At 74.3% G+C, this 16,051-nt stretch carries 14 protein-coding genes; 4 read left to right on the top strand and 10 right to left on the bottom strand.

All coding sequences use genetic code 11. The annotated features are described in order from the left end of the window. Window positions 1-65: 65 nt before the first annotated feature. The 4 genes from ACFV6D_RS19830 to ACFV6D_RS19815 form a co-directional block, all read right to left on the bottom strand. Window positions 66-821, bottom strand: coding sequence for a MerR family transcriptional regulator (locus ACFV6D_RS19830; protein ID WP_063347004.1), 756 nt, complete (start codon window positions 819-821; stop codon window positions 66-68). Window positions 822-1,120: 299 nt separating this feature from the next. Beyond that, window positions 1,121-2,152 (bottom strand): isopenicillin N synthase family dioxygenase, encoded by a 1,032-nt coding sequence (locus ACFV6D_RS19825; RefSeq protein ID WP_380560615.1) that lies wholly within the window; start codon window positions 2,150-2,152, stop codon window positions 1,121-1,123. A 345-nt stretch (window positions 2,153-2,497) separates the two neighbouring features. Continuing rightward, on the bottom strand, window positions 2,498-3,145 hold the full coding sequence (locus ACFV6D_RS19820) for a response regulator transcription factor (RefSeq protein WP_380560614.1): 648 nt from the start codon (window positions 3,143-3,145) through the stop codon (window positions 2,498-2,500). Beyond that, window positions 3,097-4,548, bottom strand: a complete 1,452-nt coding sequence (locus tag ACFV6D_RS19815) for a sensor domain-containing protein (RefSeq protein WP_244293321.1) — start codon at window positions 4,546-4,548, stop codon at window positions 3,097-3,099. The genes ACFV6D_RS19820 and ACFV6D_RS19815 overlap by 49 nt, the downstream gene beginning before the upstream one ends. A gap of 233 nt (window positions 4,549-4,781) precedes the next feature. Between ACFV6D_RS19815 and ACFV6D_RS19810 the strand changes: the two genes are divergently transcribed. Together ACFV6D_RS19810 and ACFV6D_RS19805 are read left to right on the top strand one after the other, a co-directional pair. Further along, on the top strand, window positions 4,782-5,495 hold the full coding sequence (locus tag ACFV6D_RS19810) for an ABC transporter ATP-binding protein (RefSeq protein WP_244293320.1): 714 nt from the start codon (window positions 4,782-4,784) through the stop codon (window positions 5,493-5,495). Window positions 5,496-5,613: 118 nt separating this feature from the next. Then, window positions 5,614-8,079 (top strand): FtsX-like permease family protein, encoded by a 2,466-nt coding sequence (locus ACFV6D_RS19805; protein WP_380560613.1) that lies wholly within the window; start codon window positions 5,614-5,616, stop codon window positions 8,077-8,079. A gap of 88 nt (window positions 8,080-8,167) precedes the next feature. Here the strand turns inward: ACFV6D_RS19805 and ACFV6D_RS19800 are convergent, their stop codons facing one another. From ACFV6D_RS19800 to ACFV6D_RS19790, 3 genes are all read right to left on the bottom strand, one after another. Then, the gene (locus tag ACFV6D_RS19800; protein ID WP_380560612.1) at window positions 8,168-8,935 is read right to left on the bottom strand and encodes a MerR family transcriptional regulator; all 768 of its coding nucleotides are present in this window, start codon (window positions 8,933-8,935) and stop codon (window positions 8,168-8,170) included. Between the two features lie 88 nt (window positions 8,936-9,023). Further along, a complete protein-coding gene (locus tag ACFV6D_RS19795; RefSeq protein WP_380560611.1) occupies window positions 9,024-10,118 on the bottom strand; it encodes a DUF2332 domain-containing protein in 1,095 nt (364 codons plus the stop codon). 179 nt (window positions 10,119-10,297) lie between these two features. Beyond that, window positions 10,298-11,170: a LysR family transcriptional regulator gene (locus ACFV6D_RS19790; protein ID WP_380491890.1), complete on the bottom strand. Its 873-nt coding sequence runs from the start codon at window positions 11,168-11,170 to the stop codon at window positions 10,298-10,300. 240 nt (window positions 11,171-11,410) lie between these two features. Here ACFV6D_RS19790 and ACFV6D_RS19785 point away from each other — a divergent pair, with 240 nt between their 5' ends. Both ACFV6D_RS19785 and ACFV6D_RS19780 read left to right on the top strand, forming a co-directional pair. After that, window positions 11,411-12,328: a DMT family transporter gene (locus ACFV6D_RS19785; protein WP_063350999.1), complete on the top strand. Its 918-nt coding sequence runs from the start codon at window positions 11,411-11,413 to the stop codon at window positions 12,326-12,328. A gap of 7 nt (window positions 12,329-12,335) precedes the next feature. Then, window positions 12,336-13,679 carry an MFS transporter gene (locus ACFV6D_RS19780; RefSeq protein ID WP_380560610.1) on the top strand — a complete coding sequence of 448 codons (1,344 nt, stop codon included), beginning with the start codon at window positions 12,336-12,338 and terminating at the stop codon, window positions 13,677-13,679. Between the two features lie 4 nt (window positions 13,680-13,683). On the opposite strand, the gene ACFV6D_RS19775 is transcribed toward ACFV6D_RS19780, so the two are convergent. The 3 genes from ACFV6D_RS19775 to ACFV6D_RS19765 all read right to left on the bottom strand — a co-directional run bounded on the left by ACFV6D_RS19775 (window position 13,684) and on the right by ACFV6D_RS19765 (window position 16,001). Further along, window positions 13,684-14,058 (bottom strand): hypothetical protein, encoded by a 375-nt coding sequence (locus tag ACFV6D_RS19775; RefSeq protein ID WP_159398386.1) that lies wholly within the window; start codon window positions 14,056-14,058, stop codon window positions 13,684-13,686. 41 nt (window positions 14,059-14,099) lie between these two features. Beyond that, window positions 14,100-15,263 carry an SUKH-4 family immunity protein gene (locus ACFV6D_RS19770; protein ID WP_380560609.1) on the bottom strand — a complete coding sequence of 388 codons (1,164 nt, stop codon included), beginning with the start codon at window positions 15,261-15,263 and terminating at the stop codon, window positions 14,100-14,102. Between the two features lie 135 nt (window positions 15,264-15,398). Next, window positions 15,399-16,001, bottom strand: coding sequence for a DinB family protein (locus ACFV6D_RS19765; RefSeq protein ID WP_380560608.1), 603 nt, complete (start codon window positions 15,999-16,001; stop codon window positions 15,399-15,401). Window positions 16,002-16,051 lie beyond the last annotated feature (50 nt).

The following is a 16,051-nucleotide window of genomic DNA, read 5'->3' as shown; positions in this document are numbered from 1 at the left end:
CCCGCCCAGGTCTTCGCCGAGTTCCTTGCTCAGCTCCCTGCTGAGTTCCCCGCCGAGCTCCCCGTTCAGCTCCCCGCCGAGTCCTCCCGCAGTTCCTCGCCGAGTTCCTCCCGCAGCGAGCGCTGGAACGCCGTGACCAGTGCCTGCGCCACCATCGGCTGGATGTGGTCCGTCAGCGCCCTCATCAGGGCCAGCTCGTCCGGCGCCGGCTCGCTCTCCCGGTAGGGCCGCCACACCGTCTCCCGGAACAGCCGCTGCAACTCCCGGGCCGTCGCCCGGCTGTGCTCCAGCACCACCGCCCGCGCGGCCAGCAGCGTCTCCAACGGGATCGGCACGTCCAGGATCCGCACCCCCAGCGGCAGCAGGCCCGGATCCACCCGGAACAGCTCCGGATCGGCCGTCCGCTCCAACGCCCCCATCGCGACCAGGCGTTCCACCTGTTCCTCCGACAGCCCCCGCCCGGCCCGCCGCTCCAACTGCGCCCGGCCCAGTTCCTCCGCCGCCTCGGGCGTCCAGGACGCCACCAGCGCCCGGTGGATCGCCAGGTCCAGCGGCGTGCTGTCCTCCGGCAGCCGGGCCAGGTACCGCTCGATCGCGGCCAACGTCAGCCCCTGGCGCTGCAACTCCTCGATCAGCTCCAGCCGGTCCAGGTGCGCCGCCCCGTACAGCCCGACCCGGCGCGGCCCCAACTCCGGTGGTGGCAGCAGGCCCTTCGTTCCGTAGAACCGCACCGTCCGGACCGTCACCCCGGCCCGCGCCGCCAGTTCGTCGACCGTCAGCCGCACCCCGCCCCCGTCTCCCACGGCCCCGAGCTCCCCCATCTGCCGCCTCCTGCACTGGCACACTTCCACTGTGACAGCAGCAGTGTGACAGTGCCCGTCCCCCTGGTCTACCGGATGCTCCACCGGCTGCTCCACCGGCGACGGTGGCCCGCCGCACACGTGAGTCCGCCCCCGCCACTGGGGAGCGGCGGGGGCGGACTCGGGGTGCTGGTGCCTCTGGCCGGAGCCTGTTCTGGCCGGTGCTGCTTCTGGCCCGCGCTGTTTCTGGCCGGGGCCGGTTCTGGCCGGTGCTGCTTCTGTGCTGCGGCGCGACTGGTCTCGGCCTCCGGGGTGTGGGGCTACCGGGAGGCGGCTTCGGCCAGGTCGGCGTGGTGGCGGCGGGTGACCTCGGGGTGGGCCCGCGTGTAGCCCTTCCACTCGTTGAGGCCGAACTCGGCGAACAGCGGGTTGTCCGGATCCTCGGTGGCGCCGGGGGCGTGCCGGGCGAACGGGAAGTCCAGCGGCTCGATGTGGGCGTCGAGGCGGGGGTTGTAGAAGAACGGGACGGAGAAGCGCTCGCGGGCGCCGACCGGGCTGACCACGCGGTGGTTGGTGGCCTTGAGGTAGCCGTCGGTGGCCACCTCCAGCAGTTCGCCGAGGTTGACGACGAAGGCGCCCGGCATCGGCGGGACCTCCAGGAAGGTGCCGTCCGGGCGCTCGACCTGGAGGCCGCCGACGGTGTCCTGGAGCAGCAGTGTGATGAAGCCGTAGTCCTTGTGGGCGCCGACGCCCTGGCCGGCGCCGTCCGGAGCGGTGCCGGGGTAGCGGACCAGCTTGAGCCGCAGGTGGGGGTGGCCGGCGAAGGCCTCGTCGTAGAAGTCGGGGCGGGCGCCGATCGCGGTGAGGAGCTCGTGCAGCAGCCGGCGGGCGGTGTCGCTGAGGTGGTCGATCCAGCCGAGCGCGGCGGTGCGCAGCTCGGGGAGTGCCGCGGGCCACTGGTTGGGGCCCTCCAGCCACCAGTACGGGGGCTCGCCGGTGCCGGGCACGTGCGGGGGCAGCTCGGCGCCGATGTCCAGCTGGTCGCGCCAGTCCTGGCTGCCGCCGGTGCGCTCGTCGCCGGTGCGGGTGTAGCCGCGGTAGTGGGGGGAGTTGAGGTTGCTCACGGCGAGCCGGTCGGCCTCGGGGAGGTCGAAGAAGGCGCGCATCGCGTCGGTGAGCGCGGCCGTCTCCTCCGGGGTGATGCCGTGGCCGACGAGCTGGAAGAACCCGACGTCGGTGGCTGCGGCACGGAGTTCGTCGTGCAGTCGGCGGCGGTCGTCCGGGCCGCCGTCGGCGAGCGAGAGGTCGATCACCGGGAGGGAGTCGGATATGGGGGTGTACTGCTGCGACATGTGTGACATCCGCTGGTCTCGTCCCGGCCTGTCCCGGTGATCGACCGGGGGATGGCCGGAGTGGCCGCCTGGTGCGGCGGGTGCTCCGGGAGCCGGGAGGTGGAGGCGGCCGGGTGGAGGCTGCCCTTGAGGGTGGGTGGCGCGAGGTTCAGCTGGAGCGTCGACAGGACATGCTTGTCACGCGGAGCAGGTCCACGTGGCGACGGCGAACAAGGATGAGCACGTCACCAGCGTAGATGACCTTGACCGGAGCGGGCGAGCCCCCTGCAGCGGAGGGCGGTCTCTCACTTGGCGGTGGCCCTTCAAGGGGTGGGAGGGGTGGAAAGCCTTGGTGCGTCGCCCCTCTCAGCCGTTGTTGAGGTAGGCCAGCACGGCCAGGACGCGGCGGTTGTCGTCGTCGGAGGGCTGGAGGTCGAGTCGGACGAAGATCGACGCGGTGTGCTTGGCGACGGCCCGCTCGGTGATCACCAACTGCTGGGCGATCGCCGCGTTGGAGCGCCCCTCGGCCATCAGCGCCAGCACCTGCCGCTCGCGCGGGGAGAGGGTGGAGACCGGGCCGGCCGAGGAGTTGTGGGTGAGCAGCCGGCTGATCACCTCCGGGTCCATCACGGTGCCGCCCCGGGAGACCCGCTGCACCGCGTCGATGAACTGGGCGCCGTCCAGCACCCGGTCCTTCAGCAGGTAGCCGATCCCGCCGGTGCTGCCGGCCAGCAGCTCGCGCGCGTACAACTGCTCCACGAACTGCGACAGCACCAGGACGGGCAGCCCTGAGTGCGCCTGGCGGGCGGCCAGCGCCGCCCGCAGCCCCTCGTCGGTGAAGCCGGGAGGCAGTCGGACGTCGACCACGGCGATGTCCGGCCGGTCGGCGGCCACCGCGGCGAGCAGTTCGTCGCCGGTCTCGACCGCCGCGGTGACCTCCATGCCGCTGGCCTCCAGCAGCCGGGTCAGGCCATCCCGGAGGAGGAAGAGGTCTTCGGCGATGACAACGCGCACGGGATCTCCAGGTTCACAATGGTCGGGCCACCGGAGGGGCTGCTGATCGCGAGCACCCCGTCGAAGGCGGCCAGTCGGCGTTCGGTTCCGCTGAGGCCGGTCCCCCGGGACGGGTTGGCGCCACCGCGCCCGTCATCGGTGACCGATATCCGCAGCAGCCCGTCACTGTGCCCTATCTCGATCCACACGTGCGAGGCGCCGGCGTGTTTCACCACGTTGGCCAGCAGCTCGCTCACCGCGAAGTAGACGGCGGACTCCACCGGGGCGGGCGCCCGGCCGGGCAGCCCGCCGGTGAAGGTGACCGGCAGCGGGAGGTCCAGCGCGGTCGCCTCGACCGCGTCGGCCAGGCCGCGGTCGGCGAGCACCGGAGGATGGATGCCCCGGACCAGGTCGCGCAGCTCGCTCAGGGCCTTGACCGAGGACATCCGGGCCTCGACCAGCAGGGGTTGCAGGGCCTTCGGGTCGTCCTTCACCTGCTCGGCCACGGTCAGCAGCATGCCCAGGGCGACCAGCCGGGCCTGCGCCCCGTCGTGAAGGTCCCGCTCGATCCGGCGTAGCTCGGCCGCCCCGGCGTCGATGGTGTCCGCTCTGGTCCGGGCCAAATGACTGACCTGGCGGGCGAGTTCGCTCCGTCGGGACGGGCCGAGCAGGGCTCGGGCTGCCCGCTCGTGCACCCGCAGGAGCGGCGGCGCGGCCCACAGGGCGGCCAGCGGGGAGATGTAGAGCCCCATCATGTAGACGGGCCCCAGCGGGAGGAACGGCCCGTTCCGGCCGAGCACCTGGAGGGCGATCGGGGTCAGCACGACGATCACGGCGGTGATCGGGATGACGCAGCCGGAGACGAGCACCCAGAGGAGGTCCCGCCAGGTCGCCGGATCGGCCAACCAGCCGCCGGCGCGCATCCGCTGCCACGGCCCGGCGTCGACGCGGTGGTACGGCACCGGGATCGGCCGGCCGCTCCACCGGCCGACGATCCGCCGGTTCTCCGTCGCGATCCAGCGCGTGCCGAGCAGGCCGAGCACCAGCATCGCCGGTCCCAGGCAGAGCGATCCGGACCGACCGCCGGGCGGGGCGCCGCCGTAGAGATCGGTGGCCATCAGCGCGAGCGCGCCCGGCGCGAACAGGACGGCCCCGGCCGCCCGGCCGCCGCCCCCGGTGGCCCAGCAGAGCGCCCAGAGGGCGACCGGCGTCAGCGGCACCAGCAGGATCAGCGGCCCGCCCGGACCGTGGGCGAACGGCTCGGCGTCGTCGGGGCCGAGCAGGGCGGCGGCCAGCAGGACCGGCCCGGCCAGCAGCGCCATCAGCCCCGTGACGGCCAACGTGACCATGTAGAGCGCCCGCACGCCGGCCACGACGGCACCCTCCAGCTGCGCGACGGCCCTGGACACTGCGCTCGTCCTCATCCCGCGCCTCCCCTCCGGTCGGTGGCCCCGCGGCCCCGGTTGATCATCCGGCGTCAGTCTGCCGCGCCGTGACGTGCAGCGCTCTAGGTCTGCGCCCCCAATCCGGGGTATACCTGGATACACCCCCGAGAGGCCGTCCAGACGGCTGTCCGTGCCCCGCCCCGAATTCGTAGCGTCATGTCCCGTCAGCCGGGCCGGACTTCCGGTGCCGGATCTCGAACCGTGGAGGGCCCGTGAACGCGCCGATCATCCGGATCCGCGGCGTCAGCAAGACGTACGACCGATCCGACGCCGCCCACCCCGCGCTGGCCGGGCTCGACCTGGAGGTCCGGGCCGGCGAGGCGCTGGCCGTGCTCGGCCGCTCGGGCAGCGGCAAGTCCACCCTGCTGAACCTGGTCGCCGGCCTCGACCGCCCGAGCGAGGGCACCGTCGAGGTGGACGGCGTGGCCGTCCACGAGCTCGGCGAGGCCGCCCTGGCCGAGTACCGGCGGAAGCGGATCGGCATGGTGTTCCAGTTCTTCAACCTGCTGGACGACCTGAACGTCGAGGACAACGTGCTGCTCCCGGCCCAGCTCGCCGGGATGCGGCGGGAGCAGGCCCGGGCCCGGGCCGGCGAGCTGCTGGAGCGGCTCGGGGTGGCCCGGCACGCCAAGGCCTTCCCCGGTCGGCTCTCCGGCGGCGAGCGCCAACGCGTCGCGGTGGCGAGGGCCTTGATGAACCGCCCGCCGCTGCTGCTCGCCGACGAGCCGACCGGGGCGCTGGACACCGCCTCGGCCGCCGACGTCCGCGACCTGCTCCGGGGGCTCAACGCGGAGGGCCAGACGATCCTGCTGGTCACCCACGACACCGCGCTCGCCGAGGCCTGCGCCGACCGGACCATCGAGCTGCTCGACGGTCGGCTGGTGCGGGACACCGCGGCCGTGCCGGCCCCCGGCGGTGTGCGATGAGCGAGCGCTGTGCGATGAGCGAGTGGTGGGGGTGCCCCCGGCCGGAGGCCGGGGGCGAGCGGATCACGGGAGGGCGCGTGCGGGCGAACGCCCCCGCCGGGCGAAGGGAGGCGGGCGCATGAGCGTACTGGGCAAGGTGGTTCGCGCCGGGGTCGGCCGCAAGCGGGTGCAGACCCTGGTCATGGTGCTCACCACGATGGCGGCCGTGACGGCGTGCATCCTCGCCACGGGCCTGCTGGTCGCCTCCCAGGGCCCGTACCAGCGCACCTTCGCCGACCAGCGCGGCGCGCACCTCAACGTGCTGTACGACCCGGCCAGGGCGAGCCCCGCCCAACTCACCGCGACCGCGCACGCCCCCGGCGTGACGGCCTCGGCCGGCCCCTACCCGGCGCTCACCGTCCAGCCGCGCGCCGGCGACGAGCTCCGGATCCCGCCGGCCGGCAGCCTGCTCCCGCCGGTGACGCTGGTCGGCCGGGCGAAGGACGGCCCGCTGGACGGCCTGCGGATCACCATGGGTCGCTGGCTCTCCGGCCCCGGCGAGGTGGTGTTCCTGGACGGCCACTCGCCGCTGGGCGTCGGCGACAGCATGCAGTTCCCCGACCTCCCCGGGCACCCGACCCTCAAGGTCGTCGGCCTGGCCGCCTCCCCCTCCTGGAGCGCGGACGGCTGGATCGCCCCCGAACAGGTCGCCGGGCTCACCGCGCCCGGTGCGGCGCCCGCAGCCCAGTACCTCTACCGCTTCGCCCACGCCGACACCGACGCCGAGGTGGAGGCCGACCGCGCGGCGCTCGCCGCCGCAGTGCCGGGCGGCGCCCTCGCCAGGGCCACCTCGTACCGGCCGGCCCAGACGGAGGCCAACCGGACGGCCGCGACCTTCGTCCCGTTCGTGACGGCCTTCGGGGTACTCGGCCTGGCCATGTCGGTGCTGATCATCGGCGTCGTGGTCAGCGGCGCCGTCAGCGCCGCCACCCGGCGGATCGGCATCCTCAAATCGCTCGGCTTCACCCCGTCCCAGGTGGCGCGCGCCTATGTCGGCCAGGCACTGATCCCGGCCGGGGTCGGTACGGCGCTCGGCGTGCTCGGCGGGAACCTGCTGTCCGTACCCGTCCTCGGGGTGGCGCACAAGGCCCTGCGCGGCGGCCTGCTCGGCATCCCGCTCTGGGTGGACGTCGCCGTTTCGACGGTGGCCCTGGCAGCCGTGGCGGGCACCGCTCTGGTGCCCGCGCTGCGGGCCGGCCGGCTGCGTACGGTGGAGGCGCTCGCGGTCGGCCGGACGGCGCCGGGCGCCCGGCGGGCAGCCTCCCGCAACGGCCCGGGCCGGGCGGGGGCTTCCGGTCAGGCGAGTGCGTCTGGTCGGGTCGACACGTCGGGCCCGGTCGGGGCGTCGAGTCCGGCCGGGGCGTCGGGTCCGGCCGCCAGGGTCCAGCAGTTCATCGGCCGCCTACCGGTGCCGCGCGCCCTGAGCCTCGGGCTGGCGACCCCGCTCACCCGGCCGGGCCGCTCGGCGACCACGGCCGCCGCGGTGGTGCTCGGCACGGCCGGAGTCACCCTGTGCGTCGGCCTGACGCTCTCGCTCGGCTCCTTCCAGGACGGCCTCCAGGCCGGGCGCTCCGGAAAGGTCGTGGTCCAGACCCCGATCGAGAGCTCGACGAAGGCCCCCGACCACGTGGACGAGGCCGCCGCGGCCAGGGCGATCGCCGACCGCCCCGGCACCCGGGCCTGGTACAGCACCGCTCCGACGCCGGTCGCCGTGGCCGGGAACACCGGGCGCACCGCGGTGATCGCCTTCACCGGGGACGCCTCCTGGGGCGGCTACCAGCTGATCTCCGGCCGGTGGTTCCAGGGCCCCGGCGAGGTGGTCGTCGCCACCGCCTTCCTGCGCGCCAACCAGGTGCGCGTCGGCGACACCGTCACCCTCACCGACCACGGGCGCAGCACCCCGGTGCGGATCAGCGGCGAGGTCCTGACCACCAACGACCAGGTGTTCGTCGACCGGGCCGCACTGGCCCCGCTCGGCACCGCCGTCCAGGCCGACACGGTCGCCTTCCAGATCGACCTCACCCCGGGCACGGACGCGCAGGCATACGCGGACGGGCTCGACGACGCCGTCCAGCCGCTGGGCCTGAGCGCCGAAGCGGGCCGGCAGCAGATCAGCATCGTGATGCTGGCCATGAACACCCTCGCCGGGACGCTCACTCTGCTGCTGGCCGTGGTGGCCGGCCTGGGCGTGCTCAACACGGTGCTGCTGGACACCCGGGAGCGGGTGCACGACCTCGGAGTGCTCAAGGCGCTGGGCATGTCGCCCCGGCAGACGGTCGGCATGGTGCTCACCTCGGTCTGCGGCAGCGGGCTGGTGGCCGGGCTGATCGGGGTCCCGATCGGGATCCTGCTACACCACCAGGTGATGCCGGCGATGGCCCGCGCCGCCGGGGTCGGGGTGCCGGAGGCGGACCTCACCGTGTTCCACCCCTCGGTGGTGGGGCCGCTGATACTCGGCGGCCTGGTGCTGGCGCTGCTCGGCGCCCTCCTCCCCGCCGCCTGGACCGCCCGCACCCGGACGGTCACGGCGCTGCGCACCGAGTGACGGCGGGGCGAGGCGGGGCGGGCCCTCCCTGCCACCCCGACTGGGGCGGCAGAGAGGCCGGGCCCTGCCGCCCCGCCCCGCCGGTGGCTCAGGCCAGCCGCGCCTCCGCGTACGCCTCCATGGCGGCCCGCTGGTACGCGGCCAGGCCCGGGGTGATGGCCTCGTACGCGGCACTCCACTGGGCGTTCTCCGTGCAGGAGCGCGCGATCGCGCGGAACTCCTCGACGGAGACCGTCCGGAGAGAGGTGAGCGCCAGGTACTCGGCGTCGATGTGGCTCTGTACGGGCTCGGCGTCCGCCGGGTGGCCGGCCGCCAGCAGTTCCGCCAGGCGGATCATCCGCGCCGTCCGCTCGCGCTGTCCGGCCTCGACGTCGGCCTGGCTCATCGTGGCGGTGGCGCGCCGCGCCGCCTCGGCGTGCTCGGGGAAGTCCCGCAGGCTCTCCTCGACGTCGCCGGGCTCGATGCCCTCGAACAGGTTCTCCGGGCGGTTGATGCTGGTCATGGATGTGCCGTCCTTTCGGGAACGTTCCAGGTCGGCGATCGTGCGGGAGACGGTGGCGGCCAGGGTGTCCAGCCGGTCGCGCTCGGCGAGCAGCCGGTGCCGGTGGTCCCGCAGGGCCTCCAGCTCGTCCACCTGGTCGCCCAGGATCCGGGCGATCCCGGTCAGCCCGACCCCCAGCGCCCGCAGCACGAGGATCTGTTGCAGCTGGAGCAACTGCCGCTCCTCGTAGTAGCGGTGGCCGTTCGAGCCGATCCAGGCCGGGGGCAGCAGGCCGATCTCGTCGTAGTGCCGCAGGGTCCGGGCGGTCACGCCCGACATCCGGACGACTTCCGCGATCGGCCAAGCCGTTGCCATGCGCCGTCTCCCTCGTTCACGTTCGCTTGGACCAGGGCCGGTTCCTCCGGCCCTGGTCACGACGGTAGAAGCTGCCGCTGCGGCAGCTTCAAGTCCCGAGACCGTCCCGGGACCGGAACCAGTGGAGGGACTGCCCGTGTGGTCCGGTGAAGGCCACCGGCTGCTCGTCCAGAGCGAGCGCGAACAGCCCGGATCCGGCGGGTGCCGGGCGGGGGAGTCGCCGCTCGACGGCCGGCAGCACCGAGACGGCCTCGTTGGAGATCCAGTGCCCGGGCAGGCCGCGCATGGTCACCGCGAACTCCTCCCGCGCCTCCGGGGACAGGTAGGCGAGCACCGCGCTGTGGAACACCACCGGCGTGGCACCGGCAGGCACCTGCGCCACCAACTCCCGTACCGTCGCGTTGAGATCGCCGCGCACCAGGTGCGGCGGCTCGGTCCGGGCGACCTGGACGGCGCCGCGCAGCCGCTCCAGCCGGTGGGCCTGCTCGGGCCAGACCAGCGACTCCAGCCAGCGCACGTCCCCCTCGTCCCGGACGTCCAGCGGGTTGAGGTCGATCCCGGCGCGCCACACCACCTCGGGCAGCCGCTCCCGCAGCGACGCCGGCAGCGGTACCGGCCCGCGCACCGCGCACTCCAGCGTCACCGGGCTCTCATGGGCACCGAACTCGACTGCCGGGTCGCCCGCTTCGCGCACGTCGCCCACGTCGCCCACGTCGCGCACGTCGCGCACGTCGCCCACGTCGCCCACGTCGCGCACGTCGCCCACGTCAACCGTGTACCGGTACCGGTACCGGTCGGGGTAGAGACAGAGCCCCGCCGAGGCCCCCACCTCGATCAGCGCGAGCGGCTGCGGCAGCGCCGACAGCAGCGGCAGCAGGGTGGCGCACCGGCCGGCCTCGTTGGTCTGCGTCCGCCGTCGCAGCATCGTCGCCGCGACCTCGTCCCAGTGCGCCGATACCCAGGTGCGGAAGGCCGGATAGCCGGCCGTCACCGGTCCGCCGAGGTGGCGGACCGAACCGAACAGCAGGTTCGGCTGCCGCTTCGCGACCGGCAGTCCGTCCAGCAGGGCGCACAACTCTTCGTCCCCGGCGACGCGTTCGGCGAGGTCCTGGTAGCTCGCCGAGTTGCCGCGGGCCTCCCGCTCCGCGAAGGCCCGGTAGAGGTCCCCGGTAGCACTGTCCACGTTCCGTACTTCCTTTCTCTTCAGCTCTCTTCGACTCTCTTCAGCGAATTGGCGCAGCCTTGTCCGTGCCTTGTCCGTGCCTTGTCCGTGCCTTTGCCGTCCGCTGTACGGGCGCTAACCCGGCCCCCGCGAGAGTGAGATCGCACCGCCACCGCCCGGAGGCGGCCGGGCCGGTGGTACTACGGCTGCGCCGCCGCCCGCAGCGCGGAGACCAGCGCGCCGAGCACCGGCTGCCCCCAGGCGCCCTCGCGTACTGCGGCGTGCAGTGCACGGACCGGCTCCGGGCCGCGGAGCCGGCGCACGGTGACGCCCGGGTGGCGCTGGGCGAGCCCCAGGGCGGGGACCAGGGCGATGCCCAGCCCGGCTGCGACGAAGCCCTGCGCCGTCGCGTAGTCGGCGCTGTCCACCGCGATGGACGGCCCGAACCCGGCCGCGTCGCAGGCCCCCCGGACGACCTCCCGGCACGGGCCGGGCGGCTCGGCCCCCACCCAGGGCTCGTCCGCGAGCTCGGCGAGGTCCAGGACGCGCTTCGCGGCGAGCCGGTGGCCCCTGGGCAGCACCGCCCGGTACGGGTCGTCGCGCAGGTGGACCAGCCGCAGGCCGGGGTGCGCGGCGCCGTCGGACCGGACCACCACCGCGAGGTCGGCCCGGCCGTCCAGCACCTCGGTGAGCGGGTCCTCCGGGTCGGTCATGCCGAGGTCGAGCCGTACGCCCGGGTGTGTTCGGCGGAACGCGGCCACCGCCGGGGCCACCAACGCGGCGCCGGCCGTGGCGAAGTAGCGCACGGTCAGGCTGCCGCTGCGCCCGGCCCGCAGGTCGGCCAGCGCCGCGCCGGCCTCCGCGACCTGCCGCTCGATGACGGCGGCGTGCCCGGCGAGCAGTAGTCCGGCGGCGGTCGGCCGCACGCCGCGCCCGACGCGTTCCAGCAGGGCCGTCCCGGTCTCCCGCTCCAGCACCGCCACCTGCTGGCTGACGGCGGACGGGGTGTAGCCGAGCGCGCCGGCCGCCGCGCTCACCGAGCCGTGGTCGACCACGGCCCGCAGGACCTGCATCCGTCGGACGTCGAGTACCTCAGTCATGTAGCTCAGCTTAAAGGTGGTGAAGAACATTTCGCTTGTGCTACCGGGTCCCGTCGCGGGACCGTCGTCGAACACCCCGACACCCCCCTGGCACCCGACACCGCCCCTGGGCACCCGACACCGCCCCTGGGCACCCGACACCGCCCCTGGGCACCCGACCCCGACACACCCGACACCGTCACCTCGACAGAAGGAGCACCGCCCGTGCTGCGGATGGCCGTTCTCGCCCTGTTCTGGGGCTCGGGCTTCCTCTGGATCCGGCTCGCGCTCCAGCACGGGCTCACCCCTGTGCAGATCACCGTGCTCCGTTCGGTCCTCGGCGCAGCCGTCCTGCTGCTGCTCGCCCGTTCCGCCCGGCAGCGCCTGCCGCGCGGCGCCGCCGTCTGGCGCCGGCTCACGCTGGCGGCGCTGCTCTGCAACGCGCTGCCGTTCCTGCTGACCGCGTACGGCGAGCGCGGCGTCGGTTCCGGCCTGGCCGGGGTGCTGCACGCGACCACCCCGCTCTGGTCCCTGCTGGTCGGCCTCGCGCTCGGCACCGAACGGGCCCTCGGCACCGAACGCGCCCGCGGCCCGCTGCGGTTGGGCGGTCTGGTGCTCGGCTTCGCGGGCGTGCTGCTGATCTTCTCCCCGTGGCGGGACGGCGGCGGCCTCCCGGTCCTGCCGGCGCTCGCCCTGCTCGGCGCGGCGGCCAGTTACGCGATCGCCTTCGCCTACATGGCCCGTGCCCTCACCGGCACGGGAACGGGCCCGTTGGCGCTCTCCGCCGCCCAGCTCACGGCCGCGGCCGGGCTGAGCACGCTCGCGCTCCCGGTCAGCGGCTCGCTCGACCCGGTCGCGGGCGCCGATCCGCTGGGACTCGTCGCCGTCGCCGTCCTCGGCGTCGCCTGCACCGGGCTCACCTTCCACCTCAACTACCGTCTCATCGCCACGGAAGGCCCCACGAGTGCGGCGACCGTCGGCTATCTGCTGCCGGTGGTCTCCACGGCGCTCGGCGCGCTCGTCCTCGGCGAGGAGCTGACGATCCGGACCGTCGCCGGAATGATCGTCGTACTCGCCGGTGTTTTTCTGACGAAACATCACCGGGCCCAAGCCCCCGCCCTCATGCCGACCCCCACCGCTTCACGCGACTGAACGGACCATGCACCCCCACTCCCTCTGGCGAACCGCCGACTTCCGCACCCTCTTCGCCGCGACCGCCCTCGCCCAACTCGGCACCAACGTCGGCTACGTCGCCGTCCCGCTGATCGCCGTCGAGGCGCTCGACGCGGGCCCGGGGCAGGTCGGCGTCCTCGCCACCCTGAGCACCCTCGCCTTCCTGCTCATCGGCCTGCCCGCCGGCGCCTGGGTGGACCGGATGCGCCACCGCCGCGTGCTGATCGTCGCCGACCTGGTGAAGGCCGCGTTGTACGCCTCGATCCCGCTCACCTGGTGGCTGGGCGGGCTCACCCTCTGGCAGCTGTACGCGGTCGCGCTGCTCACCGGCTGCGCGACGGTCTTCTTCGACGTCGGCTCGCAGAGCGTGCTGCCCCGGTTGGTCGGCCGCGGGCACCTGGTGCAGGCGAACGCCGCCGTCGTCGGCCTGATGGCGGTCGGCAACGTCGCCGGGCGCGGCGCGGGCGGCCTGCTGGTCCAACTGCTCACCGCGCCGTTCGCGATCGTCGCGACCGCGCTCAGCCACCTCGGCTCGGCGCTTCGCCTGATCGGGCTGCGCCGCACTCCCGCCTCCACCCCCGAGCCGATCGCCGACGGGGGCGGGGGCGGGGGCGGCGGCGATCGGCCCGGGGGAGGCGGGCTCGGAGCACAGATCGCCGAGGGGCTGCGGCACGTCCTCGGCAACCGGGAACTGCGCGCGCTCGCTCTCACCGGGGCCCTCACCAACCTGGGCTTCCAGCTCGTCAACACCCTGCTCCCGGTGCTGTTCGTGCGGGAACTGGGCCTTCCCGCCGGGGCGTTGGGCCTGTTCTGGGCGGTCGGCGGGGTCGGCACCCTGCTCGGCTCGCGCGGCGCCCGCCCGATCGCCGCCCGACTCGGCTACGGACGCACGCTCGGCCTGGCCGGCGTCTGCGTGGCGCCCGCCGGGCTGCTGGTGCCGCTGATCGGGCACGGCCCCTGGCTGTTCGCGGCGGGGGCGGGCTGGCTGCTGGTCTCGCTCAAGACCGGGATGGACAACGTCCTCGGGGTGAGCCTGCGCCAGCGGATGACCCCGGACGCGCTCCTCGGCCGGATGAACGCCACCTTCCGCTTCCTGCTCACCGGCGCGCTCGCGATCGGCTCCGCGCTGTCCGGGCTGCTCGGTGAACTCGTCGGCCTGCGGGCCACCCTCTGGTTCGGCGGAGCCGTCCTCGCGGTGGCCTTCCTGCCGGTCTTCCTCTCCCCGATCCGCACCCGCCGCCGGCTCCCCGACGCCGACGCCGAAGCCGAAGTCGAAGCCTCCGAAGGCCCCGTCCCCACCCAGCTCCCCGCGCAGCCCCGACAGGCCTGAAGGCCTACCAGCCCGGCCCGTGCCCCGGCTGCCAGTCCAGCCCCAGGTGCGGGCGCGGGCGGTGGATCCGCAGCAGCGCGGTCACCGACCAGACGACCAGGGTCAGCAGGGCGTAGAACAGCAGCAGCGCCCAGAACGGAGTGGTGGACATGCTCCCGTCCTCGAACCGGCACCACGCGTCCGGCGGCAGCCAGGACGCGCCCGTCTCCAGCAGCCGTCCGCCGCCGGGCACCAGGCCCTGCTCGCAGCGCTCGCCGAAGTCCAGTGACCGCACGTACAGCAGCCCGTACAGCGAGCCCGCCGCCGCGAGGGACAGGACGGCGCCGAAGGTGAGCAGCACCGCCCGCCGTCGCCCGGTCGCCGTACGGATGTTCGTCACCGGGGCAGCGTACCGGCGCACTGTCCGGGGCGCCGCCGGGATCACCCGAGCAGGCCGCCCATGTGCGCGTCCTCGGCGAGCAGCCGCCACGAGCACCCGGGCGAGGCGAACGCCTCCGGGTCGACGGCCTCCACGAGCCGGTCCACCACGGTGCTCAGCAGCGACTGCGGGTCGAACACCGCCCAGGTGTCCCGGCCCCGCCCGCAGTCCCAGCGTTCCCACTCGGCGCGCAGCCGCTCGTACGTCCACAGCGCGTACAGCAGGGCGGACAGGTCGCGGTTGAGGTAGGCCTCCGGTTGGCCGTCGTCGTACCAGTCCGGCAGTTCCAGGCGGCCGGTGACGCCGTCCAGGGCGATCGTCAGATCGGTCGGCCAGTCCCCGAGCGCCAGGAACTCCCGCTGGTACGGGCGTTCCTCCTCGCCGTCGAAGTACTCCGGGTACGCCTCCGCCATCGTGACCAGCGGCTCCTCGCAGACCCCGAACATCGCCCCGCCCAGCGGCAGTCCGATCTCGGTCAGCAGCCGCCGGGTCGGCTCGTGCACCAGCCCGGCGGGCAGTTCCTCCGCCCGGTAGCGGTGCACCAGGCCCGCGCCGTCCTCCTCGCCCGTCAGCGCGGCGAGCTCCGCCACCAGCTCCGGGCCGACCTCGTACGCCGGACCGCCGGGACCGCCCGGCAGCGCGCCCCAGCCCAGTGCTCGCACGAGCAGTGCCGTGCCCCAGTGCGCGGGCGGCGTCGCGGACCGTCCGAACAGCCCGGGGTCGATCTCCCGCATCCGCCGTTCGGCCCTGGCCGTCACCTCGGCGACCACCGCGGGGCCGCGCCGCCCGTTCAGCGCGTCCGCCCGCCGGGCCGCCTCGGCGACCGCCTCCACCTCCCGCACCAATCCGGCCAGCGCGGGCAGACCGGAGGCCAGCAGGTCCCGCCGCGGGCCCGGTTCGCCGAGGAACACCTCGCCGGTCGTTCTGTCGAGCAGCACCAGGCCGCCGGCCGCGGCGAACGGCGCGCAGTACTCCGTCTCGCCCAGGACGAACAGCCGCTCCGCCTCGGGCAGTGCCGCCAACGCCCCGTCGCCGAGCACCCCGAAGTCCAGGAACGCCCCCGAGAGCGGCAGCCCCTCCCGGATCAGGAACTCCCGGCTCCCCGGGTGCACCACCCCACTCGGCAATCCGTCCGCCGCGACCCGCGCACACCCCACGTCCCCCATGCCCCCCACGTCCCCCGCCTTCCACCGCCCCGACCCTTGACCCCCAGACCCTAGCCGCCCCATCCGACACCAGCGCGGACAAGCCACCGCAAGCCACCGCAAGCCACCGCAGGGCTCCAGCCTGTACCGGGCGGGTCAGACGAGCCCGCCGGCCTCCCGGGCGGCCCGCTCCACGCGGGCGTGGTGGGCCTGCCACCAGGCCGCGTCGCCGGGGGCGGTGTTGATCCCGTCGGGGCGCTGGCCGGTGGTGCCGTCGACGAGTTCGCGGAGGAGGTCGGCGTGGCCAGCGTGGCGGTGGGTCTCGGCGATCATGTGGACGAGGATCCGGTGCAGGGTCTGCTCGGCCCGCCGGCCGAACGGTATCCGGCCGATCCCGTCCAGCGGCAGCGCCTCGATGGTGGCGTCGGTGTGCGCCCAGACCCGGCGGTAGCGCCCGGTGATCTCTTCCGTCGTCTCGTCCGCCCGCGCCCACAGGTCGGCGTTCGGCTCGGTGTCGCCGGTGAACCACAGCGGCGTCGGTTCGGGGAACGGCCGCCCGAAGGTGTCGCCGAAGTACATCGCCTCGGCCCCGGTGACGTGCTTGACCAGCCCCAGCAGGTTGGTCCCGGTCGGGGTCAGCGGGCGCCGGAGGTCGTACTCGGAGAGGCCGTCGAGCTTCCACAGCAGGACGTCGCGGGCGTCCTGGAGGTAGATCCGGAGGTCGGTTTTGGGATCGGTCTTGGGGCTGGTTGCCGTCATGGCATCAGTCTGTTGATCGCGTCGGACCTGTCCATCGATTTCCGTGCACC

Source organism: Kitasatospora sp. NPDC059812 (genome assembly GCF_042732075.1).
In the GTDB taxonomy this organism is placed as follows: Bacteria; Actinomycetota; Actinomycetes; order Streptomycetales; family Streptomycetaceae; genus Kitasatospora.
The sequence above is the reverse complement of the archived record's forward strand: the minus strand, read 5'-3'. Positions and strand labels throughout refer to the sequence as shown.

What these genes read in the sequence shown, in the direction of transcription:
- ACFV6D_RS19780 (WP_380560610.1), top strand. Translation starts at nt 12,336, where the DNA reads ATGCACCCCCACTCCCTCTGGCGAACCGCCGACTTCCGCACCCTCTTC.
- ACFV6D_RS19765 (WP_380560608.1), bottom strand. Translation starts at nt 16,001, where the DNA reads ATGACGGCAACCAGCCCCAAGACCGATCCCAAAACCGACCTCCGGATC.
- ACFV6D_RS19785 (WP_063350999.1), top strand. Translation starts at nt 11,411, where the DNA reads ATGGCCGTTCTCGCCCTGTTCTGGGGCTCGGGCTTCCTCTGGATCCGG.
- ACFV6D_RS19825 (WP_380560615.1), bottom strand. Translation starts at nt 2,152, where the DNA reads ATGTCGCAGCAGTACACCCCCATATCCGACTCCCTCCCGGTGATCGAC.
- ACFV6D_RS19815 (WP_244293321.1), bottom strand. Translation starts at nt 4,548, where the DNA reads ATGAGGACGAGCGCAGTGTCCAGGGCCGTCGCGCAGCTGGAGGGTGCC.
- ACFV6D_RS19830 (WP_063347004.1), bottom strand. Translation starts at nt 821, where the DNA reads ATGGGGGAGCTCGGGGCCGTGGGAGACGGGGGCGGGGTGCGGCTGACG.
- ACFV6D_RS19770 (WP_380560609.1), bottom strand. Translation starts at nt 15,263, where the DNA reads ATGGGGGACGTGGGGTGTGCGCGGGTCGCGGCGGACGGATTGCCGAGT.
- ACFV6D_RS19805 (WP_380560613.1), top strand. Translation starts at nt 5,614, where the DNA reads ATGAGCGTACTGGGCAAGGTGGTTCGCGCCGGGGTCGGCCGCAAGCGG.
- ACFV6D_RS19790 (WP_380491890.1), bottom strand. Translation starts at nt 11,170, where the DNA reads ATGCAGGTCCTGCGGGCCGTGGTCGACCACGGCTCGGTGAGCGCGGCG.
- ACFV6D_RS19800 (WP_380560612.1), bottom strand. Translation starts at nt 8,935, where the DNA reads ATGGCAACGGCTTGGCCGATCGCGGAAGTCGTCCGGATGTCGGGCGTG.